Below are 22077 nucleotides of genomic sequence, written 5' to 3' on the forward strand. Positions count from 1 at the left end.
CGCTCACCGCGGCCGCCGCGCCATCCGCCCGAACATGCCGACCATGCGCTCGCCGGTGAAGTCGACCAGCACCACCTGGGCGGCGATCGGGCTGCGGCCGTCGCCCGCGGCCTCGGCGGCGAAGCGTTCCAGCACCCCGGCGACGCGACGGCACAACTCCCGCCCGCACGGTCCCAGCAGCCCGGCCGCCTCCCACAGCTCGTAGGCGTGCCGCGCGGTGTTGGCGGCGGCGACCTGCTCGGCCAGCTCCGGCGGACCGCCCATCGCGGTGGTGATCTCGCCGAGCAGCCCGGTGTCGACGCGCGAGCGCGTGTAGTGCGTCATCAGCACCCCGGAGGCGAGCTTGGTGAGCTTGCCCGCCATGCCGACGAACACCACCTGCGTCAGCCCGTGCTCGACCGCGCGCCGCAGCGCCGCCCCGGTGAAGTCGCCCACCTCCACGAAGCACACCTCCGGCAGGCGCGGCAGCAGCTTCATCGCGCCCTTCTCGGTGCGGCCGCCCGTGCACAGCACCAGCGTCGTCTCGCCCTGCGCCGCCATGACCGACACCGCCTGCTCGACGCTGGCCCGCCACGACGCGGTGGAGAACGGCCGGACGATCCCGGTCGTGCCCAGGATGGAGATGCCGCCGAGGATGCCCAGGCGCTTGTTGGTGGTCTTGCGCGCCATCCGCTCCCCGTCGGGCACCGAGATCACCACGCGGACGCCCCGCCCGGTGGCGGGGTCGGCGACCGCCCGCGGGTCGGGCGGGCCGTCCAGCGGCGCGTCGGCCAGCGCCTCCGCCACCGCCTGAGTGATCATCTTGCGCGGGACGGGATTGATCGCCGGACCGCCGAGCTCCAGTCCCAGGCCCGGCTTGGTGACCACGCCGACGCCCTCGCCGCCGTCCAGGTCGAGGCCCGGCTCGTCCCGCCACGACACGTCCGCGGTGATGTGCGCGCCGTGCGTGACGTCGGGGTCGTCGCCCGCGTCCTTGACCACCACCGCCCGCGCCCGGTCGCGCCCGGTGTCCACGCCGGTCTCCTCCACCCGGAACGTGACCCGGTTGCCGGACGGCAACGCGACCTCCACGTACCCGGGCAGTTCCTCGCCGCGCAGCAGCAGCGTCGCCGCCTTGGCCGCCGCCGACGCGCACGTGCCGGTCGTCCACCCCGTCCGCAACGCCTTCTGCCGCACCTTCATCGTGCGCGGCAGGTCCGGTTCCCTCAGCTCCCTGCTGTCGTCGCTCATGGCCGCCCTCCGCGAGTCATGGGCGTCGAGCCTCCCTGAGCCGGCGGCGGGCCGCGGGCTCGGCGCGCCGGAAACCGTGGAAATGACCGGGGTGGTACAGGTGCGAGCGGGTGCCCTCGGCGGCCAGGGCGGGGCCGACCAGCACCAGCGTGTGCTTCCACAGTCTGTGCGCCTTGATGGTGGCGGCCAGCTCGCCCAGCGCGCAGCGGACGATCAGCTCGTCCGGCCAGGTGCACTGGTAGGCCACCACGCAGGGGGTGTCCTCGGGGTAGCCGCCCTCCAGCAGCTCGTCCTGCAGCTGCCCGGACCGGGCCGCCGACAGGAACAACGCCATGGTCGCGCCGTGCCGGGCGAACTCGCGGACCTCCTCCCCCGGCGGCATCGGCGTCTTGCCGCCGCCCAGCCGGGTCAGGATCACCGACTGCGCCACCTCGGGGATGGTCAGCTCGCGCTCCACGGCCGCCGCGACCGCGCTGAAGCTGGAGACGCCCGGGACCACCTCGGTCTCCAGGCCCAGCTCGCGGCAGCGGTCGAGCTGCTCCTGCAGCGCGCCCCACAGCGCCGGGTCGCCGGAGTGGACGCGGGCGACGGTGAGCCCCTCGGCGGCGGCGCGCTCGTAGTACGGCAGGACGCCCTCCATCGGCAGCGTCGCCGAGTCGACGATCTCCGCGTCCGGGCGGGCGTGCTCCAGCACGTCCGGATGCACCAGGCTGGCCGCCCAGATCACCACGTCGGCGGCGGCGATGGCGCGGGCCGCGCGGAACGTCAGCAGGTCGGCGGCGCCCGGCCCGGCGCCCACGAACAGCACCCGTCCGGTCACCCGTGGGCCCGTCATACGATCTTTCCTCCTCGGGTGGTGCGGCGGCCGGGCACGATCAGCGTGGACAGGTACGGGACGGGCCCGCCGATGTCGCGGGCGGGCCGCACGTCCTCGCCGGGCAGGCCGAGCCGCGCGCCGTAGACCGCGTCGTCCAGCCGTCCCGCGTCCTTGAGCGTGCCGATCACCTCGTCGGCGACCGAGCCGAACTTGTAGGCCACGACCGTGTCGCAGGCGTCCAGGGCGTCGCGGAACGCGGCCACGCCGCCGGTCAGCGGCACCAGCCCCACCGACTCGGCGCCCTCGGCGAGCACGGTGCCCGAACGCGCCGCCAGGTCCTGCATGGCGGTGATGCCGGGGACGGTCTCCACGACCGTGTCCGGGCGCCGCTCGCGCACGGTCTGGGCGAGGTAGGTGAAGGTGGAGTACACGTTGGGGTCGCCGATGGTGGCGAACGCGACCGTCCGCGCGCCGTCGGCGAAGGCGCGCAGGACGCGGTCGGCCGCCCCGTCCCAGGCCGCCGCCCGCCGCCCGGTGACGCCGCCACGGTCGTTCAACGCGAACACGACCCGTTCGGCCTTGCCGGTGTAGGTGCGGACGACCGATTCGGCCCGGCCCTCCTCGTCCAGCGCCATCACCGGAACCAGCACCACGTCGGCCTCGCCCAGGATCCGCACCGCCTTGGCGGTGACCAGCTCCGGGTCGCCCGGCCCGACTCCCAGACCGACCAGACGCGGCGGGTCCGCACGCGGCGTGTCGTCCAGGTCGGTGCGGAGGAGGCCGAAGACGACCTGGTCGTGCGGCCGGCCGTCGGGTCCGCGTCCGGCGCCGCGCGCGACGCCCTCGCGCCGGAAGCCCGCCTTCTCGGCCACCCGCTGGCAGGCGTGGTCGGTGCCGGGGGCGCGCAGTTCGACCCGGTGCAGGCCGCACGCGCGCAGCGCCCACTGCGAGACCAAGGTCAACGCCTCGGTGGCGAAGCCGCGTCCGCGCCAGGACGGACGTATGGCGAAGCCGACCTCGCAGGTCTGCCGCGACGCGTCCACGCGCGACAGGTCGATCGTCCCGGCGGGCGTCCCGCTGTCGCGGTCGGTCACGGCGAAGTGCGCGCCGGTGCCGTCCCGCTGAGGCAGGTGCCCCTCGGCCGGCGCGGCGGTGTCGTCCGCCGTCAAGGGGCGCAGCACCACCCGCTCCCCTTCGAGCGGGACGGGCTCGCTGAAGGCGCTCACGTGCCGCCTCCCACGGGTCGGGTCATCGGCCGGGTCATCGGCGGCGTCATCGGCAGGAGTCCACCATTCTCTGTGCGAAGTGCGGCATACCGGCCCAGTGCAGGTGAAGATAGGACGCGACGCACGCGCCCTGCACGAACCCCGCCGGCCCGGACGGCGACCACTGCCACGCCGCCGTGGAGCCGTGGCCGGGGTCGGTGACGGTGCGGTGGAACTCGTGCCCGCGCACCCGTTCGCCTGTGCGCGCCACCACCGAATCCGACACCGCGACCGCCGACCGGTAGCCCAGCGTCAGCCGCGGGGCCATCGTCGCGGTCACGTCGCCCAGCACCCCGCACATCGGCGCGCCGTCCAGCTCGCGCGCCAGATACAGCAGGCCCGCGCACTCGGCGTAGACGGGGCCGGTGAACGACGCCAGCTCGCGACGCAGCGGCTCGTTGGCCGACAGCTCCGCCGCGTACATCTCGGGGAACCCGCCGCCGATCACCACGCCCCGCGTGCCGGACGGCAGGTGCTCGTCGCGCAGCGGGTCGAACCGGACGACCTCGGCGCCCGCCGCCTCCAGCAACTCCTCGTTCTCGGCGTAGCCGAACGTGAACGCCGGGCCGCCGGCGACCGCGATCCTTGGCCGCCGCCCCTGGACCTGCTCTGCGGCAGGGGGCTCCCAGGGGGCGGCTTGCAGAGGCGGGGCGGAACGTGCCACTGCCAGGACGGCGTCAAGGTCGCAGGATTCGGCGACCAGCTCCCCCATGCGCCGCACCGTGGCGACCGCGTCGGCGTCGCGTTCCGCCGCCGGGATGAGCCCCAGGTGCCGGGACGGGGTGGCGATGTCATCGTGACGCCGTAGCGCGCCCAGCACGGGCAGGCCGACTTCCGCCAGGGCGTCACGGCACATCCGCTCGTGCGCGTCCGACCCGATCCGGTTCAGGACGACCCCGCCGAACCGCACGTTCCCGAACGTACGGAAGCCGTGCACGGTGGCCGCCACGGAACGGCCCGACGCCGCCGCCGCGTCCACCACCAGGACGACGGGCGCGTCCAGCAGCGCGGCGACGTGGGCGGTGGACGCGAAGTCTCCCCCGGAGTCGTCCACACCGGCGCCGGTGAAACCGTCGTACAGGCCCATGACGCCCTCGATGACCGCCACGTCCGCCCCTGCCGCGCCGTGCAGCAGCAGCGGCGCGACGAGCTCCTCGGACGTCAGCCAGGGGTCGAGGTTACGGCCGGGACGTCCGGTCGCCAACGCGTGGTACCCCGGGTCGATGTAGTCCGGCCCCACCTTGTGGGGGGACACCGCGAGGCCCCGTGCCGCGAACGCCGCCATCAGCCCCGTGGCAACGGTCGTCTTGCCGCTCCCAGAGGCGGGTGCCGCGACGACCAGACGAGGAACGCTCATGCCGGGCCCCCCGCGGGCACGCTCACCATTCGATGCCCTTCTGGCCCTTCTGGCCGCGGTCCATCGGGTGCTTGATCTTGCCCATCTCGGTGACCAGGTCGGCGAACTCCACCAGCCGCGGATCGGCGTCCCGCCCGGTGATGACCACGTGCTGCCGCCCCGGCCGCTCCCGGAGCGCGGTGATGACGTCGTCCACGTCCACCCATCCCCACTTCATCGGGTAGGTGAACTCGTCCAGCACGTACAGCCGGTACGTCTCGGCGGCCAGGTCACGCTTGATCTGCTCCCAGCCCTCGCGCGCGTCGGCCTCGTGGTCGGCCTCGGTGCCGGGGCGGCGGATCCACGACCAGCCCTCGCCCATCTTGTGCCACGTGACCGGGCCGCCCTCGCCGCTGTCGCCGAGCACGCGCAGCGCCCGCTCCTCGCCGATGCGCCACTTGGCGGACTTGACGAACTGGAACACCCCGATCGGCCAGCCCTGGTTCCAGGCCCGCAGCGCCAGCCCGAACGCGGCGGTCGACTTGCCCTTGCCGGGCCCGGTGTGCACGATCACCAGCGGCCGGTTGCGGCGCTGCCGCGTCGTCAGCCCGTCGTCGGGCACCTGCTCCGGCTTCCCCTGCGGCATGCCTAGGCTCCCCTTCTCCAGGCGCTGCGGTCGGGCGCCGTCCTGGCGCCCCGGACGACTCCGGCCAGGGACCCGGCGGCCAGGTGCTCCAGCCGGACGACCTCCGCGCCCAGCCGCCCGCCCAGCTCGGCCGCCAGCCCCAGGCGCACCGGCCCCGACTCGCAGTCGACCACGACGGAGGCCACGTCGCCGAGCCGGGCCGCGGCGGCGGCCGGATCGGGGCCGTGGGTGGCGCGGCCGTCGGTCACCACGACCAGCAGCGGACGCCGGGACGGATCGCGCAGCCGCTCGACGCGCAGCACCTCGGCGGCGCGCAGCAGCCCGGCGGTCAGCGGTGTGCGGCCGCCGGTGGGCAGCCGCTCCAGGCGGCGCGCCCCCGCCTCGACCGACGAGGTGGGCGGCAGCACCAGCGTGGCGTCCCGTCCCCGGAAGGTGATCAGGCCCACCTTGTCGCGGCGCTGGTAGGCGTCCAGCAGCAGGCTGAGCACCGCGCCCTTCACCGCGCGCATCCGCTGCCGCGCGGCCATCGACCCGCTGGCGTCGACGACGAACAGCACGAGGTTGCCCTCGCGTCCGTCCCGCACCGCCTCGCGCAGATCCTCGGCCGCGACGACCAGGCCGGGCCCGGTACGGCCGCGGGCGCGCTGGTACGGGGCGGCGGCGCGCAGCGTGGCGGTCAGATGCAGGCCGCGCGAGCCGGGACGGGCGCCGGAGACGCGGCCGTGCGGGCTGCGCGCCTTCGAGCGGCGGCCGGGCGCGCCGGTGCCGGTGCCCGGGACGGTGAACAGGCGCGGCCTGTAGGCGGCGTCGGCGGGCGCGGGCTCGTCCTCGCGCCGCGGACCGGCGCCACCCGAACCGCCCGCACCCGAACCGCCGTCGGCGCCGCCCGCCTCCGGGGTCTCCGGCGACGGTGCATCGGGGGACGTGTCGGGGGACGTGTCGGGCAGCCCGCCACCGCCGGGGCCTCCGGGCGGGGGCGGGCCGTCGCCGTCGGGGGGCTCGGGGGGCCGGTCGTCGTGCTCGTCGAGCACCTCGTCCAGCTTGCGCGTGTCGAGGCCGGGGGCGTCGAACGGGTCGCGGCGGCGCCGGTGCGGCAGGGCCAGCCGCGCCGCCGTGCGCACGTCCTCGGTGCTCACCGCGGTACGGCCGTGCCAGGCGGCCAGCGCGATCGCGGCCCGCGCGGTCACCAGGTCGGCGCGCAGCCCGTCCACCTCGAACGCGGCGCACACGGCCGTGATCTGGCGCAGCGCCGCGTCGGTCAGCTCCACCCCGGGCAGCCGGTCGCGCGCGGCGGCGATCCGGGCGGCCAGCGCGGCCTCCTCGTCGGCCCACGCGGCGGCGAAGGCGGCCGGGGACTCCTCGAAGCGCAGCCGGCGCCGCACCACCTCGGCGCGCTCGTCCGGGTCGCGGGTGGCGGCGACCTCGACGGTGAGCCCGAAGCGGTCCAGCAGCTGCGGGCGCAGCTCGCCCTCTTCCGGGTTCATGGTGCCGACCAGCAGGAACCGCGCCGCGTGCCGCACCGACACGCCCTCGCGCTCGACGTACGACTCGCCCATCGCGGCGGCGTCCAGCAACAGGTCGACCAGGTGGTCGTGCAGCAGGTTCACCTCGTCGACGTACAGCACCCCGCGGTGCGCGGCGGCGAGCAGGCCCGGCTCGAACGCCTTCACGCCCTCGGTGAGCGCCCGTTCGATGTCGAGCGAGCCGGTGAGCCGGTCCTCGGACGCGCCGACGGGCAGCTCCACCAGGCGGGCGGGCCGTCGCCGCGCGTCGTGCCCGGTGTGCGGGCCGTCGGGGCAGCCGGGGTCGGGGGCGTCGGGGTCGCAGGAGAACCGGCAGCCGTCCACCACCCGCACCGGCGGCAGCAACCCGGCGAGCGCCCGCACGATCGTCGACTTGGCGGTGCCCTTCTCGCCGCGCACCAGCACCCCGCCCACACCCGGCGACACCGCGTTGACCAGCAGCGCGAGCTTGAGATCGGTCATCCCGACGACGGCGGAGAAGGGGTAGCGGTGAGTGTGGGGGGTGCGGGGGGTCGTCCCCCCATCGGCGGCCGGGCGGCTCATCGGCCCATCAGACGGGGCATGCCTCATCATCCTTCCCCTCGGGTGTCCACGCCCGTGGCGGTCAGCTGCGACGGCCGGAGTCTCCTGGCTCCCGGATCGACGTTCCGGCACCGGTCCCGGTCAGGGACGGCACCGCTCCCCCGGCCTTCCAGCGTCGCCGCCGTGGCCTTGCGCGGGGGGAGAACTCCCCGGTCACAGTTGCGGGCACAGCCCCGGATTCACACCGGGTTCCTCCGCGTCCGTCGACTGCACAGCATGACATACCACCCGGAACCACCCAAGCGGCGACCACGTGAAATGCCCAACGTCCGGTCGCGGGACGGCCGGGGCGTCAGGGGGCCGGGGCGTCAGGCGACACGGGTGGGCACGACGAACCACACCGCCTTGCCCGGCACGGGCGTCCCCAGACGCGACAGCGTGTGCAGCAGCCCCCAGCGGCCCTGCGACATCTCGGCGACGATGCTCAGGCCCCGGCCGCAGTCACCGGACGTCCACGAATAGCCGGGCAGCCGGGCGTCGACGAAGGCGTCGAACACCGCGCAGCGGACCTCCGCGGGGGGCCGCGCGTCGTCATCGACCGCCAGCCACAATTCATGCGGGCCGTAATCGGCGGCGTGCTGGTAGGCGTTGGTGGCCAGCTCGCTCACCATCAGCTTGGCGTCGGCGATCGGGTCGCGGGGCACCCCCAGCTCGGCGAGCGCGTCGGCCAGCAGCGTCCTGGCATGGCGGGCGCACGCCGGGCCGCGCGGCAGGGACCAGGCCCAGCCCGCGCGGATGCCGGGCTCCTCGGTCGGCACCGCGCGCGGCGGCGAGGTGTCATGGATGAGTTCTGACGAGCTGTGCACGGGCCCTCCCCGCGATCGAAAGGTCTCGGCCGACTACGCGGTCATCAATCGTCCCGTTACTGTGGGTCCCCCTGTGGTTACACTTCCATGAGCCTCGCGTGAGAATCTCATTTGCGCAACACCGTTGGCGAGATTGCCCTTACCGGCTTCGGCAATCGCGTTGAGAGGTGCCGACCGAAACGACAGACTCTGCCCTCATGACATATCGGCCGACCGTACGAGGTCGTCGCCTGGCCCGGGAACTGCGCCGGCTGCGCGAGGAACTGGGCCTGACGTTGCAGGACGTGGCGGACCGGCTCGACTGGTCCCGGGCCACGGTGTCGCGGGTGGAGACGGGGCAGACCCGGCCGAAGGTCGGCGACGTCGCCCGGATGCTGGAGTTGTACGGGGTGCCCAGCCCCGACCGGGACGCCCTGATGACGCTGGCGCGCGAGGCGGGCCAGCGCGGCTGGTGGACCGCTTACGCCGACGTTTTCGCCGGAAGTTACGTCGCGCTCGAGGACGAGGCGTCCGACATCCGCACCTGGGACCCGCAGCTGGTGCACGGGCTGCTGCAGACCGAGGAGTACGCCCGCGCGGTGATCACCGCCGGGCGGATGCTGCCCGGGTCCACGGAGATCGAACGCCGCATCGTCGCGCGCAAGGTACGGCAAAAGTTGCTCGAACGGCCGAACGCGCCGCTGCTGCACGTGGTGCTGGACGAGGCGGTGCTGCACCGGCCGATCGGCGGGGCTCCGGTGATGAACGCCCAGCTCAGGGCACTGGCCGTGATGGCGGAACGACCCCGCGTGACGGTGCAGGTGCTGCCGTACGGCGCGGGCGAGCACGCGGGGCTCGACGGGCGGTTCACGATCCTTTCCTTTCCGGACCCGGCAGACCCCGATATCGCCTACGTCGAAGGCACCATGGGTGACGTTTACGTCGAAAGCGCAGAGGAAACAGGCGTACACAGGCGTCGCTTCGATCGCATCGTCGAGGCGGCGTTGTCCCCCGAGGATTCCGCGCACCTCATCGTCGAGGCAGCAGGGAGCAGCCCGTGAACAACCTGCAACGCGATCTCGCCCGCGCCCAGTGGCGCACGTCCTCATACAGCGGTAGCGGAGACCAGTGCGTCGAAGTGGCGGCGCTGCCGGACGGTCTGTGTGCGGTCCGCGACTCCAAGGACCCGTCCGGCCCAGCGCTGATCCTGTCCGCGGAGGGCTGGCGGGCCCTGCTCGGCACCGCACGCACCGCATAGTCCGCCCGGCGCGTCCGCCCGCCCTCCCTGCCCGGGTTCGCTGACGCGCCGCCGACCGGGGCCGTGGCCGCGAGGCCGCGGCCCCGATCCGTCTCCGCAGCCGCCTTCCCCACCAACTAGAACGTGTTCTAGTATCGCGGTGCGCAACGACCCCGGAGGGTGCCACAGTGACCGCGGACCTCAAGCTCGGCATCAACGTCGGCTACTGGCAGCGCGACCCCGACGACCAGACCGAGACGGTGCTGGCCGCCGAACGGCTCGGCTACCACGCGGTGTTCACCGCCGAGGCGTACGGCTCGGACGCCTTCACCCCGCTGACCTGGTACGCCGCCCGCACCAAGCGGATCCGACTGGGCACCGCCGTGGCCCAGCTGTCGGCCCGCACCCCCGTCGCGACCGCCATGCAGGCCCTCACCCTCGACGCCCTGTCGGGCGGACGGCTGATCCTGGGCGTGGGCGCCTCCGGGCCGCAGGTCGTGGAGGGCTGGTACGGGGTCCCGTTCCCCAAGCCGCTCGCGCGCACCCGCGAGTACATCGACATCATGCGCCAGGTCTGGCGCCGCGAGGCCCCCGTGACCAGCGCGGGCCCCCACTACCCGCTGCCCTACCCGGGCGGCACCGGGCTGGGCAAGCCGCTGAAGTCGATCGTGCACCCGGTGCGTCCCGAGATCCCCATCTACCTCGGCGCCGAAGGCCCGAAGAACATCGCGCTCGCCGCCGAGCTCACCCAGGGCTGGCTGCCGCTGTTCGTCGACCCGTCCAAGATCGAGCCGCTGTTCGGCGCGTCGCTGGCGGGCCGCCCGCCGGGCTTCGAGATCGCCGCCACCGTCACCACGATCGTCACCGACGACCTGGCCGCCGCGCTCGAGTTCGCCAAGATCCCGCTGGCGTTCTACATCGGCGGCATGGGCGCCCGCGACCGCAACTTCCACCTCGACCTGATCGGCCGGCTCGGCTACGCCGACCAGGCCGCCCGCGTCCAGGAGCTGTTCCTGGACGGCCGCCGCGACGAGGCGATCAAGGCCGTCCCCGACGAACTGGCCGACGCCATCTCCCTGCTCGGCCCCATCGGCCGCATCAAGGAACGCCTCCAGCTGTGGCGCGACAGCCCCGTCACCACCCTCCTGATCGCCGGCGTCCGCGACGAACCCACCCTCCGCACCCTCCGCGACCTCGTCGACTAGGGCGTGCTGTCGTCGAGGTCATAGGTGGGGGCGGAATGCGTGGGTCCGCCGGGGTGCTGCAGCGGGTGAGTGACGCAGCCCCACCGGGAAGGGTTTCACCATGTCCGCGCAGGCCGAGGCCGACGCAGCCCGATTGCTGGTCCGCACCCTGGAGGCCGAGGGCGTCGAGTACGTCTTCGGGATCCCGGGCGAGGAGAACATCCACTTCATCGACGCCCTGAGGGATTCCCCGATCCGCTACGTGCTGGTGCGCCACGAGCAGGGCGCGGCGTTCATGGCGGAGATCTACGGGCGGCTGACCGGACGCGCGGGCGTCGCCTCGGCCACCCTCGGCCCCGGCGCCATCAACCTGCAGCTCGGCGTGGCCGACGCGACCACCAACAGCACGCCCCTGGTGGCGATCTCCGCGCAGGTCGGCCTGGATCGCATCTACAAGGAGTCGCACCAGATCGTCGACCTGGTGTCGCTGTTCCGTCCCATCACCAAGTGGGCCGAGCTGGCGCCGACCGCGCAGGCCCTGCCGGAGATGGTGCGCAAGGCGTTCAAGACCGCGCAGACCGAGCGGCCCGGCGCCGTCTACCTGGCGATCCCCGAGGACGTGGAGGCCGCCAAGGTGCCCTCCGACCTGGGTCCGCTGCCGGTGAACGTGGTGCGCCCCCAGGACGCGTCACCGGCGCAGATCGCCCGCGCCGCCGACGTGCTGGCGATGGCGCGGCGGCCGATCGTCCTGGCCGGGCACGGCGCCACCCGCTACCGGGCGAGCCAGGCCCTCGTGCACTTCGCCGAGACGCTCGGCCTGCCGGTGGCCACCACGTTCAACGGCAAGGGCGTCTTCCCCGACGACCACCCCAACGCTCTGGGCGCCTTCGGGTTCATGCGCCACGACTACGTGAACCATGGATTCGACGAGGCGGACGTGATCATCGCCGTGGGATACGAACTGCAGGAGTTCGACCCGGTGAAGATCAATCCGAACGGCGACAAGAAGATCATCCACATTCACGGGTTCCCCGCCGAGGTGGACGACCACTACGCCGTCGAGGTCGGCATCCAGGGCGACATCTCGCGCTCGCTGCGCGCCCTCGCCGACGCGGTGCACCGGCGGTTCGACGTCAACGGCACCGGCCGCAAGATCCGCGAGCTGCTGCACGCCGAACTGGAGCAGGGCCGCGCCGAGGACGGCTTCCCGCTGTCGCCGCGCCGCGTCGTCGCCGACATCCGCGCGGCCATGGGCCGCCACGACATCGTGCTGGCCGACACCGGCGCCGTGAAGATGTGGATGGCGCGCCTCTACCCCACCTACGAGCCGAACACCCTGCTGGTCTCCAACGGCCTGTCGTCCATGGGCTTCTCCGTGCCGGGCGCGATCGCCGCCAAGCTGGCCCACCCCGACCGCCGGGTGCTGGCCGCCACAGGCGACGGCGCGTTCCTGATGAACTCCCAGGAGCTGGAGACCGCCGTCCGCGAGAACGTCCCGATCACCGTGCTGATCTGGGAGGACGAGGCGTACGGGCTGATCGAGTGGAAGATGGACCTGGAGCTGGGGGCCAGCTCCCACATCCGGTTCCGCAATCCCGACTTCGTCGCCTACGCCGAGAGCTTCGGCGCCCGGGGCTACCGCGTCGGGTCGGCGGACGAGCTGCTGCCGACACTGCGCAAGGCCCTGAGCGACGACGGGGTCTCGGTCGTCACCGTCCCGGTCGACTACTCCCACAACCTGCAGCTCACCGACAAGCTGGGCGACCTCACCGGCCCGTTCTGACCTCGCCCCGCACCGGGTGGGTGCGATTCACGCGGTTTGGCCGCGCGAGACCCCGTCGCGGCGTAGCGTCGATGCGGAGAGCATCTCTCTGGTTACAGTCCGTTCTCCGAGGAGCTGCCATGGGAACCGGCGGGGACATGTGGAGCGATCCGCTCCAGCAGTACGAGGACGAGCTCGAACTGGCGGGCAGGCTCAGGCGGCGGCTCGACGCGGCCCTCACCGAGTGCCCCGCCTGCTACGCCACGGTGATGGCGATGTTCGACTGGTGGCAGGCGGCGGGCACGTCGGTTCCGGCCGACCGGCTCTATCCGCAGGCCGCGCGCCGCATGTCCGCGCTGCGGCCGCATCCGGCGCTGACGCGCGAGGAGTTCGCCGAGGCGCTGGACGAGGCGTGCGCCGAACCGGCGTTGCTGCTCCCCGACGGCCCGGGCCGGTACGCGCTCGCCGACCAGGTCGGCCGGGTGCTGCTGCCCGCGCTGCCGACGGTGGACGAGGGCGCCGAGCGGCTGGCGCAGGTGACGCCGCTGGAGGCGGTGGCGATCGGCAAGGCGGCGTGGTTCGCCCGGCACGGCGACCCGGAGCTGGCGCGGCGGGCCTGGCGGCAGGCCGCCCGCGGCGACGACGCCGACGCGGCGGCCGTGGCCCGCTGGTACCTGGCCGAGGCGATCCTGGAGGACGGCGACGTGCCGGCGGGGCGCGCCGCGCTGGAGCGGATCCTGCGCGAGGACCACTTCGCGACCGCGCCGCGCGCGATGCTGGCGCTGGCCGACCTGTGCCGCGACAACGCCCCCGACCAGGCCCGCGCCCTGCTGGAGAAGGCGGTCGCCGCGGGTCACCGCGAGGTGACGGCGCGGGCCGCGCACAAGCTGGCGGGGCTGCGTGAACGTCTCGGCGACGAGCCCGGCGTCATCGAGGCCATGCGGATCGCCTTCGAGTGGGGGGACGCGCTGAGCGCGCCCTACGACGGGCTGGCGCTGGTCGCGCTGCTCAGGCGCGCCGGTGAGACCGGCGAGGCGGAACGCGTGCTCAGACGGATCATCGCCTGGGACTCCCCGTTCCACACGGCGGACGCCGTGGTGGAGCTGTCGGTGCTGCTCGTGATGAAGGGCGAGCTGGACGAGTCCGAGCGGCTGCTGACCGAGGCGATCGAGCGCGAGTACCTGTTCGCGCCCCGGCTGAAGCTGCAGCTGGCCCGGGTGCGGCTGGCGCGGGGCGACGAGGAGACGGCCGTCGCGCTGCTGGCCGAGGCCAGGCGGCATCCGGTCGGGCTGCAGCCCCAGGACGTGGCGCAGGCGCACGTCCTGGAGGCGCAGTTCGCGATCGCCCGCCGGGACGACGACCATGCCGCCCGCCTGTTCGCTGAGGTGCTGAACAGCGCCGACCCGGTGACCCGCCAGGCCGCCCACCTGATCGCCGTGGCGATCGGGGACGGGATGCGGCCGGGCGGGCCGTGGGCGATACCGGGCGTCGAGCCGCTGATGCGGCATCTGATGGCCGAGGCCGCCAGCCCGACGCGCGAGTGGGCGGCCTACTGCGCCGGGCTGATCGCCGAGCACGCCGGCGAGCCGGAGGCGGCGGTGCCGGCCTACCTGGCCGCGCTCGCCGGGCGCGCGCCCCGCTACGCCGTGCTGGCGGCGACCAAGCTGGCGGCGCTCGCCGAGGACGCCGCCGAACGGCACCGGTTCGTGGACTCCTGCGTCGGGGTCTTCGAGGCCGAGTCCGCCGCCGAGGTCACCGAGGAAGGGGTGGCCGAGGCCGTCGTCCCCGCGGCCCGGTTCCTGTGCCGGGCCGGACGGGACGATCTCGTCGAGCGGGTCCGCGACGCGTGCCTCGGCCACGTCCAGCGCGGCGGCGCCGAGGCGGCGCGGATCGCCTTCAACCTCGGCGTGCTCGACAGCGAGATCTGCGGCGACGGGCTGTCGGCCCTGGCGCTGTGGGAGCTGGCGGCCGAGCTCGGTGACGCGGACGTGGCGTCGCGGGCCTGGTACGAGGTCGGCGTCGTCCATTCGCAACGGTTCTCGGCGGTGTCGGCGGCGCGGGCCTTCCAGCGCGTCATCGATATCGGCCATCCCGAGCACGCGCCGCGCGCGGCGCTGGTGCTCGGCGGGCTGGCCGGGCGGTTCCTCGACATGCGCGCCGCCGTCGACGCCTACGAGGTGGCGCTCGGGTCGGACGATCCGGCGGTGGCGGTGGAGGCGGCGTTCCATCTCGGGTGCCTGGTCCAGCCGCCGGAGGACGCCGAGGACGCCCTGCACCGGGTCATCGCCTCCGACGCCGCGTCACCCGAGATGGTCGGGTCCGCGTACGCGCATCTCGGCCGCGTCTACGCCTCGACCGGCAACCGCAGGCTCGCCCAGCGGTACTGGCGCAAGGGCAGGAACCATCCCGATCCGGCGGTGTCGGCGGCGTTCGCCGTGGCCCGCAAGGCGATCGGGCGGGTCATGACGCCGCGCCGCCGCCCGGCATGACCCGGTCAGCCGGCGCGGCAGACGATCTCGCCGTGGGTGACGGCGAACCAGCCGTCCTCGGCGGCGGCCCACTCCTGCCAGCCCTCGTGGACGCGTCGCAGGTCGTCGCGGGTGGCGTGGCCGTGTGAGACGGCGGTGTCGGCGACCGACGAGCGGACCATGCGCCCGCCCCACGACTCGCTCCACCACCGGCGTTCCTCGGGGGTCGCGAAGCACCAGCTGGACGCGGTGGCGGTGATGTCGGTGAGGCCCGCCTGCCGGGCCCAGGTCACCAGGCGCCGCCCGGCGTCCGGCTCGCCGCCGTTGCCGCGCGCCACCCTGTAGTAGACGGGCAGCCAGGCGTCCATGCCGGGCGGCTCGGGGTACCAGGCCATGGTGCCGAAGTCGGCGTCGCGGGCGGCCACGACGCCGCCGGGCCGGCACACCCGCCGCATCTCGCGCAGCGCGCGCACCGGGTCGTCGAGGTGCTGCAGCACCTGGTGGGCGTGGACGACGTCGAACGTGTCGTCGGGGAAGTCGAGCGCGTAGACGTCGCCGGTCACGAAGGTCACGTTGCCGGCCCGGCGTTCCTCGGCGAACCGGGCGGCGTCCCGCAGTACCTGCTCGGCGGCGTCCAGCCCGGTGACGTGGCCGGGCGCCACCAGCTCGGCCATGCCGACGGTGATGGTGCCGGGGCCGCAGCCCACGTCCAGCACGCGGGATCCGGGACGAAGGTGCTCCACCAGGTAGGCGGCCGAGTTCTCGACCGTGCGCCACCGGTGGGAGCTCAGCACGGTCTGGTGGTGTCCATGCGTGTAGGTGCCTCGTGCGGACATGGAGCCTCCTGCGTCGTCGGAGGCCCCACCCTAGACCGCTTGCTCACATTATGAGAAATGTGTCTTGGTATTTGAGATGTCGTCAGGCGGCCACGGGCTCCACCAGTGCGTACTCCTCGGGACGGAGCAGGCGCGTCGGGACGAGCACCCGCACGGTCTCGGGCTCGCTCGGCACCGGGACGACGACGGGCTCCTCCACCTCGTCGTAGGCGTTGAGCACCAGGCCGGACAGCGAGGTCAGCCAGGGCTCGATCAGGGTTCGTTCGGCGGGGCCGTACAGCCACGGGTGGGTGAGATGGAACGTGCGGGCCGGTTCGCTCACTGCCACTTCCCCTTCCTGCTGCCCGGAGGGTCGAGCAAGCCACGCGCCAATGGGCGTCACAGGTGCATACGTACGTCGCAAGCCCAGAGGTTCGACGTGTATTCCCTGCTCACCCGGCTGACACACCTGAACCTACCGACCGCCGCCGACATTTCCCGAACGCACGTTCGAGCCGTGGACGCCCCGTCAGCGGATGATGGACAGGATGCGGCAGGCGGCGGCGCCGAGCCGCGTGTCGCCCTCCATCCGGGCACGCGCCACGGCCACGTCGGGCTGGACCATCCGCACGCACAGCCGCCACGCGGTGACCGGGTCCAGATGGACGACGGCGGCGGGCGCGGCCGACGGCGGCGGGGCCAGCGACCAGCCCCCGGCGGTGGCGGTCGCCGTCCACGCGCCCAGGCCGTCGACGCGCACCTGGACCTGCGTGCCCTCGTCCGCCGCGACGTCCCGCAGCGTGTGCGGCAGCGCCCGCATGAAGGTGTCGAGCAGCGGCTCGGGCGGACGCTCGTCCTCCAGGCCCACCGCCAGCCGGATCTGCTGCCGGTGCGTCCAGTACTCGGTGTAGTCGCGGGCGCAGTCCAGCCACAGCGGGGCCGGGTCGGCTCCGGCCCAGCTCACCGCCCGGCTCGATCCGTGGGGGTCAGACCGCTGCCACAGGTCGGCGATCTGCCGTCCGGTCATCTCCAGCGTCTCGACGAGGGAGCGGGTGCTGAGCCGGCCGGCGGCGTCCACCCACTGCTGGTTGATCCGGTGGATGAACGCCTCGAACCGCTCGCCGGGCTGCGGCGCGGTGCCGGGATCCGCGTGGCCGTCGCGGTCGTGCGCCAGGCGGCCGTAGTCGTCGCCGAGCAGGTGCGCGGCGACGTCCTTGACCGTCCAGCCGGGCACGGCCTCGCGTGCCCAGCCGGCCGGGTCCAGATCCCGCAGCAGGGTCAGGAGGGCACGCCGTTCGGGCGCGAACAGGTGCCGTGCGTCGATGGGCCGTCCCAGCCAGGAGAAGTCGGTCACGCGTCCGAGTCTTTCGGGTGCGGCACCGGCGACGCACGCGCATTTCCGGCCGTGTCAGTCGGGGCGAGGTGCCGGGTCGGTGGTGACCGAGCGCAGCAGGGGACGGCTCAGCGCGCTCGCGCCGAAGATCCCGGCGAAGCCGAGCGCCACGAACGCCAGCAGCGTCAGCGCACCGGCGGTCCCGACGCCCGCCGCGAACGGCAGCGCGAAGAACATGCCGGTCAGCAGGGAGCCGCCGCCCATGACGACGAGCGGGATGAGCGTCTCCTGGCGGCGCGCCCGGTCCAGCACCGGCAGGGGCGTGCCCGCCAGGCGCAGCATGGCGTAGGTCTGGCGGCGGTCCAGCACGGCGGACGCCCCGGTGATCCCGGCGCTGGTCATCGCGATGAGGAACGACACCGTCAGCACGACCAGCGCTCCGGTGCGCAGGTCGGCCAGCAGGTGGCGGGCGGGCGCGTCGTCGGCCGGAGTGGTGGCGGGCCTTCCGGGCACCACGCCGGTCAGCGCGGTGCGGGCGCGGTCGACGGCGGCCGCGCCGCCGGGCACCGTGGCGGCCACGACGTCGATGCGGGACGGCGCGGCGCTCCCCGCCGGCCCGTCGTTCCCGGACGGCCCGTCGTTCCCGGGCAGCTCGGCGCTCCGCATGGTGACCTGCGCGGACGTCCCGGCGAGCCGGTCGCGCACCTGCGCGGCCACGGCCGCCGACCGTGCCTGCGGGACGACCAGTTCCAGCCGGTTCGGCGGTCCTTCGGCCAGGTCGGCCTGCGACGGGTTGAGCAGGCACAGGAAGCCCGCGATGAAGCCGGTCAGCGCGACCCCGGCGACGGTGCGCCAGGTGGCGCGGGGATCGTCGACCAGGCGCCGTCCCGCCAGCAGCCGGGCGGGGCGGCGGGCGGTCGCGACGGTGAGGCGGCCGATCAGCGCCACCACCCACGGCCCCACCAGGTTGATCGCGAGGAAGGCCAGCGTCACGAACACCAGCAGCACGACCAGCCCGACGCGGCCCATGCCGGTGAGGCTGCCGCTCACCGCGCCGAACCCGACGAGCACCACGACGAGCAGCAGGCCGCGCACCGCCCGCAGCGCCGGCGGGGTCTCGCGCCGGGCGACGCCGAGCGGGCTGACCACCACGCGGCGCAGTCCCACGACGGCGCTGATCCCGACGAGCACGGGCACCGCCGCCAGCACCGCGCCCAGCCACGCCGCGTCCGGCCACAGGTCACCGGCGAACCAGTCTCCGCCGCCGATCGTGAGCCGGGTCAGCGCGGGGACGGACGCGGCGTACAGCAGGGTCCCGGCGACGGCCCCGGCCAGCGCCGTCAGCACCGCCTCGGCGACGGTGACGGCGACGACCTGCCCGGGGGTGGCGCCGACCAGGCGCAGCGCGGCCAGCCGCTGGTCGCGGCGCGCGACGGTGAGGCGGGCGGCGGCGCCGCCGAACACCAGCAGCGGCACGACCATCAGCACCGACGCGATGGCGACGAGCACCTGGTACACCTGCGGCACCGTCGACACCGCCCCGGAGGCGTAACGGTCGACGCGCTTCGGCGACGCGACGGTCTCCCTGCCGAACCGGTCGCCGCGGTCGGCGGTCATCGCGGGGTCGCCGGGGGCGCGTCCGACCACGGCGACCAGTTCGTCCGGGTGGACGAGCGCGTCCCGGCCGAGGACGCCGGACGGCGTCCGTCCCGGGAACCGGGCGGCGAGCTGGTCGGGCGGCATCCGTCTCATCAGGTCGGCCAGCGCCGGGGACGCCCACACCTCGCCGGGACGCGGGAAGCGCCGCATGCCGGGCGGCACGGGCGCGCGGTCGTTCAGCGCGGCCAGGTCGACGATGGTGACGGGCCGGTCGCGGACATAGTCGGTGGACAGCGCCTGCACGGCCGTCGCCTTCTGCGCGGACGTCTCGGCGGGGTGCCGCCAGGCGTCGGCGTCGGCGCGTTGCGCGAAGGCGTGGTTGGCGCCGACGGCGAACAGCAGCAGCCCGGTCGACACGGCCACGGCGGCGAGGGTGAGCAGGGCGCCGAGCATGCCCCGGCGGCCGCCGCCGCGCAGCAGCCGCCAGGCGAGTCCCAAAGTCGCCGGCATCACACCGCTCCGGCGGTCAGCAGGCGGCCGTCGCGGACCTCCACGGTGCGGTCGCACCAGCGCGCCACGTTCGGGTCGTGGGTGACCAGGACGAGCGAGGCGTCGTTCTGCCGGGTGGCCTCCACCAGCAGCCGCATCGTCTCGTACCCGGTGCGCTGGTCGAGCGCCCCCGTCGGCTCGTCGGCGAACACGACGGCGGGGCGCGTCACCAGGGCGCGGGCGATCGCCACCCGCTGCGCCTGCCCGCCGGACAGCTCACCCGGGCGGCGGCCCTCCATCCCGGCCAGGCCGAGCGGGCCGAACCAGGCGCGGGACGCGGTCACCGCCTCCCGCCGGGGCGTGCCGCCGAGCATGAGCGGCAGCGCCACGTTCTCCACGGCGGGCAGCTCCGGCAGCAGCTGCCCGAACTGGAACACGAACCCGAACCGGGTGCGGCGCAGCTCGCTGCGGCGCCGCTCCCCGAGCGTGTCGACGCGCTGCCCGAGCAGCCGCACCTGCCCCGCGTCCGGCTTCATGATCCCGGCGAGGCAGTGCAGAAGGGTGGACTTGCCCGAGCCGCTCGGCCCCATGATCGCCACCGTCTCGGCCCGGCCGACCGCCAGGCCGACGCCGTCCAGCGCGACCGTGGGGCCGAAGCGTTTGACCAGGCCGTCCCCGACGAGGACCGGTTCGTTCACGCCACGGCCCTGCCGTCCCGGACGACGCCGGCGTCCTGCGGCCGGGTCTGGCGGCGGCGGTGGCGGACCGAGTCGGCGATCTCGCGGGCGGGCATGACGATGCCGCCGTAGACGACGAAGGCCCCGAACGACGCCGCCACCGGCAGGTAGATGAAGGTCATCGCGTTCATGCCTCCAGCGTGCGAGAAGGGAGCCGTTCGTCACATCGGACGCCGGTTCGGTCCTGTACGGGGCGGCATCGGCCGAATGGTCGATCCGTCCGTACCACCGAGGTCGTAACCTGCGTGCCCATGAGGGAAAGGTCGGTGCTGGAGCGCGTGCACTGGGTCGGCGGCTGCCTGGCCCGCGTCATGGCAGGGAGCATGGCCGGGTTCTTCCTGCTGCTCTGCCTGTTCTCCACCCACCCGTCCTATCCCCTGCTGGACCTGTGGACGATCGCCGTCGCCGCCGTCGTCATGTTCGCGACGCTGCCCACCCGGTTCACCGTCGGCTGGACGGTGATCGCGGTGAGCCTGTCGGCGGCGACCACCGCGCTGCTGGCCACCCATCCCGATGGCGTCCACCAGCCGAGCCTGCTCGTGGAGGCCTTCGCGCTGCTGGTGCTCACGGTCCGGGTGGTGTGGCGCACCCGGCGCGACCGGCTCGTCCTGGCGACCGCGCTGATGGCCGCGACGGTCATCGCCCGGGTGTCGGTGCTGAAGCTGGCGTCGCTGCCCACGCCGATCGCCCTGCTGGTGTCGACCGCGCCGATGGCCGTGCTGGTGTCCGTCGCCATCGGCGCCGGGCTGTACCTGCGGGCGCTGGACGCCCGGCGGGCCCGGGCGGTACTGGACGCGCGCCGTGACGAACGCCTCGAACTCGCCCGCGACCTGCACGACTTCGTCGCCCATCACATCACCGGGATCGTCGTGCAGGCGCAGGCCGCCCGGTTCGCGGCGCAGTCGGGGGCGGCGCAGACCCCCGGGCAGCTCGACGCCACCTTCGCCGGGATCGAGAAGGCCGGGACCGAGGCGCTGACGTCGATGCGCCGCATGGTGGGCCTGCTGCGGGACGCCCAGCACACCGGCCCCGCGGCGCCGGACGCGGACGGCGCGTCGGCGGCGGCGGGCGCGGGCGACTCGTTCACCCGCGACCACCCAGCCGCCGGACGGCCGGGCCGCGGCGGCTCGGCCACCCGCCCCATCGCCGACCTGACCCAGGTGGAGGAGCTGGTCGCGGGGTTCACCGACCTGCCCGCCGCGCTCAGCGTCGACCCCGGGCTGGGCGACCTGCCGCCCGAGATCGCCACGTCGGTGCACCGCATCGTCCAGGAGGCGCTGACCAACACCCGCAAGCACGCGGCGGACGCGACGGAGGTCAGCGTCGGGGTCGTCCGGGTGCCGGACGGCATCGAGGTCAGCGTGCGCGACAACGGTCAGGGGCGCGGACGGCGCCTGCCGTCCAGCGGGTTCGGGCTGGTCGGCCTGTCCGAACGCGTCGAGACGCTGGGCGGCCGGATGCGCGCCGGACGCCGCCCGGAGGGCGGCTGGGAACTGGTGGCGGTCCTTCCGGACGCCCGGGTGCTGCGAGAATCGAGCGCGTGACCATCCGTGTACTGATCGCCGACGACCAGGAGATGGTCCGGACCGGATTCCGGATGATCATCGATTCGCAGCCCGACATGCAGGTGGTGGGCGAGGCGGCCGACGGCGCGGCGGCCGTGGCGCAGGCCCGGCGGCTGCGGCCCGACGTGTGCCTGTTCGACATCCGGATGCCCAGGATGGACGGGCTGGCGGCGACCCGCCTGCTGGCCGGACCGGACGTCGCCGAACCGCTGCGCGTGGTGATCGTCACGACGTTCGACATGGACGAGTACGTCTACGGGGCGCTGCGCGGCGGCGCGGTCGGGTTCCTGCTGAAGGACAGCGGCCCCGCCCTGCTGGTGGAGGCCGTCCGGGCCGCCGCCAACGGGGAGGCGCTGGTGTCGCCGTCGGTCACCGTCCGGCTGCTGGAGCACCTGGCCGTCCCGCCCGCCGAGCCGCGTCCCGTCCGCGACGGCCTCACCGAACGCGAACTGGACGTCGTCCGCCTGGTGGCGCGCGGCCGCACCAACGACGAGATCGCCCGGGAGCTGTTCGTGTCGCTGTCGACGGTGAAGACCCACCTGAGCAGCGTCCAGCGCAAGCTGGACGCCCGCAACCGCACCGAGATCGCCGTCTGGGCCTGGGAGTCCGGCCTGATGCGCTGAGGGTCGCACGACGGCACGGCACACGACGGCACGGCACACGACGAGACGGCAGAGGAAGGAAACGACGCTGGGACCGGAGTC

Annotated in this window: 20 protein-coding genes and 1 riboswitch; of the genes, 7 read left to right on the forward strand and 13 right to left on the reverse strand. The window is 74.2% G+C overall.

The features are described from left to right. Positions 1-3 precede the first annotated feature (3 nt). The 7 genes from ABD811_RS26040 to ABD811_RS26070 form a co-directional block, all read right to left on the reverse strand. Positions 4-1230 carry a cobalt-precorrin-5B (C(1))-methyltransferase gene (locus ABD811_RS26040; protein WP_344952714.1) on the reverse strand — a complete coding sequence of 409 codons (1227 nt, stop codon included), beginning with the start codon at positions 1228-1230 and terminating at the stop codon, positions 4-6. 16 nt (positions 1231-1246) lie between these two features. After that, the gene (gene cobM / locus ABD811_RS26045; RefSeq protein WP_344952716.1) at positions 1247-2065 is read right to left on the reverse strand and encodes a precorrin-4 C(11)-methyltransferase; all 819 of its coding nucleotides are present in this window, start codon (positions 2063-2065) and stop codon (positions 1247-1249) included. After that, entirely contained in the window at positions 2062-3273 is a 1212-nt protein-coding gene (gene cobI, locus ABD811_RS26050) for a precorrin-2 C(20)-methyltransferase (protein ID WP_344952718.1), read from the reverse strand. Before cobI ends, cobM begins: the two co-directional genes overlap by 4 nt. Positions 3274-3319: 46 nt before the next feature. After that, complete coding sequence (locus ABD811_RS26055; RefSeq protein WP_344952720.1) at positions 3320-4669, reverse strand: cobyrinic acid a,c-diamide synthase CobB; 1350 nt, start codon at positions 4667-4669, stop codon at positions 3320-3322. Between the two features lie 22 nt (positions 4670-4691). Then, a complete protein-coding gene (gene cobO / locus ABD811_RS26060) occupies positions 4692-5294 on the reverse strand; it encodes a cob(I)yrinic acid a,c-diamide adenosyltransferase (protein ID WP_344952722.1) in 603 nt (200 codons plus the stop codon). Positions 5295-5296: 2 nt separating this feature from the next. After that, positions 5297-7279 (reverse strand): putative cobaltochelatase, encoded by a 1983-nt coding sequence (locus ABD811_RS26065; RefSeq protein WP_425549461.1) that lies wholly within the window; start codon positions 7277-7279, stop codon positions 5297-5299. Between the two features lie 159 nt (positions 7280-7438). Then, a riboswitch (cobalamin riboswitch) is annotated at positions 7439-7593 on the reverse strand. A 114-nt stretch (positions 7594-7707) separates the two neighbouring features. After that, positions 7708-8205, reverse strand: coding sequence for an ATP-binding protein (locus ABD811_RS26070; RefSeq protein ID WP_344952726.1), 498 nt, complete (start codon positions 8203-8205; stop codon positions 7708-7710). Between the two features lie 167 nt (positions 8206-8372). Here ABD811_RS26070 and ABD811_RS26075 point away from each other — a divergent pair, with 167 nt between their 5' ends. The 5 genes from ABD811_RS26075 (at position 8373) to ABD811_RS26095 (ending at position 14856) form a co-directional block, all read left to right on the forward strand. After that, entirely contained in the window at positions 8373-9245 is an 873-nt protein-coding gene (locus ABD811_RS26075) for a helix-turn-helix domain-containing protein (protein WP_344952728.1), read from the forward strand. Then, positions 9242-9442 (forward strand): DUF397 domain-containing protein, encoded by a 201-nt coding sequence (locus tag ABD811_RS26080; protein WP_344952730.1) that lies wholly within the window; start codon positions 9242-9244, stop codon positions 9440-9442. The genes ABD811_RS26075 and ABD811_RS26080 overlap by 4 nt, the downstream gene beginning before the upstream one ends. Positions 9443-9609: 167 nt before the next feature. Next, complete coding sequence (locus tag ABD811_RS26085) at positions 9610-10626, forward strand: LLM class F420-dependent oxidoreductase (RefSeq protein WP_344952732.1); 1017 nt, start codon at positions 9610-9612, stop codon at positions 10624-10626. Between the two features lie 100 nt (positions 10627-10726). Then, entirely contained in the window at positions 10727-12388 is a 1662-nt protein-coding gene (locus ABD811_RS26090) for an acetolactate synthase large subunit (RefSeq protein WP_344952734.1), read from the forward strand. Positions 12389-12507: 119 nt separating this feature from the next. After that, the gene (locus tag ABD811_RS26095) at positions 12508-14856 is read left to right on the forward strand and encodes a hypothetical protein (protein WP_344952736.1); all 2349 of its coding nucleotides are present in this window, start codon (positions 12508-12510) and stop codon (positions 14854-14856) included. Between the two features lie 5 nt (positions 14857-14861). On the opposite strand, the gene ABD811_RS26100 is transcribed toward ABD811_RS26095, so the two are convergent. From ABD811_RS26100 to ABD811_RS26125, 6 genes are all read right to left on the reverse strand, one after another. Then, complete coding sequence (locus tag ABD811_RS26100; RefSeq protein WP_344952738.1) at positions 14862-15671, reverse strand: methyltransferase domain-containing protein; 810 nt, start codon at positions 15669-15671, stop codon at positions 14862-14864. A gap of 82 nt (positions 15672-15753) precedes the next feature. Beyond that, positions 15754-15993, reverse strand: coding sequence for a hypothetical protein (locus ABD811_RS26105; RefSeq protein WP_344952740.1), 240 nt, complete (start codon positions 15991-15993; stop codon positions 15754-15756). A 186-nt stretch (positions 15994-16179) separates the two neighbouring features. After that, positions 16180-17004 (reverse strand): maleylpyruvate isomerase family mycothiol-dependent enzyme, encoded by an 825-nt coding sequence (locus ABD811_RS26110; protein WP_344952742.1) that lies wholly within the window; start codon positions 17002-17004, stop codon positions 16180-16182. Between the two features lie 54 nt (positions 17005-17058). Then, on the reverse strand, positions 17059-19092 hold the full coding sequence (locus tag ABD811_RS26115; protein WP_344952744.1) for an FtsX-like permease family protein: 2034 nt from the start codon (positions 19090-19092) through the stop codon (positions 17059-17061). Beyond that, positions 19092-19769 carry an ABC transporter ATP-binding protein gene (locus ABD811_RS26120; RefSeq protein ID WP_344952746.1) on the reverse strand — a complete coding sequence of 226 codons (678 nt, stop codon included), beginning with the start codon at positions 19767-19769 and terminating at the stop codon, positions 19092-19094. The genes ABD811_RS26115 and ABD811_RS26120 overlap by 1 nt, the downstream gene beginning before the upstream one ends. Then, positions 19766-19939, reverse strand: a complete 174-nt coding sequence (locus tag ABD811_RS26125; protein WP_344952748.1) for a hypothetical protein — start codon at positions 19937-19939, stop codon at positions 19766-19768. The genes ABD811_RS26120 and ABD811_RS26125 overlap by 4 nt, the downstream gene beginning before the upstream one ends. Positions 19940-20059: 120 nt before the next feature. Here ABD811_RS26125 and ABD811_RS26130 point away from each other — a divergent pair, with 120 nt between their 5' ends. Together ABD811_RS26130 and ABD811_RS26135 are read left to right on the forward strand one after the other, a co-directional pair. After that, entirely contained in the window at positions 20060-21352 is a 1293-nt protein-coding gene (locus ABD811_RS26130) for a sensor histidine kinase (RefSeq protein ID WP_344952749.1), read from the forward strand. Next, positions 21349-21996 (forward strand): response regulator, encoded by a 648-nt coding sequence (locus ABD811_RS26135; protein WP_344952751.1) that lies wholly within the window; start codon positions 21349-21351, stop codon positions 21994-21996. Before ABD811_RS26130 ends, ABD811_RS26135 begins: the two co-directional genes overlap by 4 nt. Positions 21997-22077: the final 81 nt, after the last annotated feature.

It is taken from the genome of Actinomadura miaoliensis, from assembly GCF_039536785.1.
Taxonomy (GTDB): domain Bacteria; phylum Actinomycetota; class Actinomycetes; order Streptosporangiales; family Streptosporangiaceae; genus Spirillospora; species Spirillospora miaoliensis.

What these genes read in the sequence shown, in the direction of transcription:
- ABD811_RS26125 (WP_344952748.1), bottom strand. Translation starts at nt 19,939, where the DNA reads ATGAACGCGATGACCTTCATCTACCTGCCGGTGGCGGCGTCGTTCGGG.
- ABD811_RS26055 (WP_344952720.1), bottom strand. Translation starts at nt 4,669, where the DNA reads ATGAGCGTTCCTCGTCTGGTCGTCGCGGCACCCGCCTCTGGGAGCGGC.
- ABD811_RS26115 (WP_344952744.1), bottom strand. Translation starts at nt 19,092, where the DNA reads ATGCCGGCGACTTTGGGACTCGCCTGGCGGCTGCTGCGCGGCGGCGGC.
- ABD811_RS26065 (WP_425549461.1), bottom strand. Translation starts at nt 7,279, where the DNA reads ATGACCGATCTCAAGCTCGCGCTGCTGGTCAACGCGGTGTCGCCGGGT.
- ABD811_RS26130 (WP_344952749.1), top strand. Translation starts at nt 20,060, where the DNA reads ATGAGGGAAAGGTCGGTGCTGGAGCGCGTGCACTGGGTCGGCGGCTGC.
- cobO (WP_344952722.1), bottom strand. Translation starts at nt 5,294, where the DNA reads ATGCCGCAGGGGAAGCCGGAGCAGGTGCCCGACGACGGGCTGACGACG.
- ABD811_RS26090 (WP_344952734.1), top strand. Translation starts at nt 10,727, where the DNA reads ATGTCCGCGCAGGCCGAGGCCGACGCAGCCCGATTGCTGGTCCGCACC.
- cobM (WP_344952716.1), bottom strand. Translation starts at nt 2,065, where the DNA reads ATGACGGGCCCACGGGTGACCGGACGGGTGCTGTTCGTGGGCGCCGGG.
- ABD811_RS26100 (WP_344952738.1), bottom strand. Translation starts at nt 15,671, where the DNA reads ATGTCCGCACGAGGCACCTACACGCATGGACACCACCAGACCGTGCTG.
- ABD811_RS26095 (WP_344952736.1), top strand. Translation starts at nt 12,508, where the DNA reads ATGGGAACCGGCGGGGACATGTGGAGCGATCCGCTCCAGCAGTACGAG.
- ABD811_RS26040 (WP_344952714.1), bottom strand. Translation starts at nt 1,230, where the DNA reads ATGAGCGACGACAGCAGGGAGCTGAGGGAACCGGACCTGCCGCGCACG.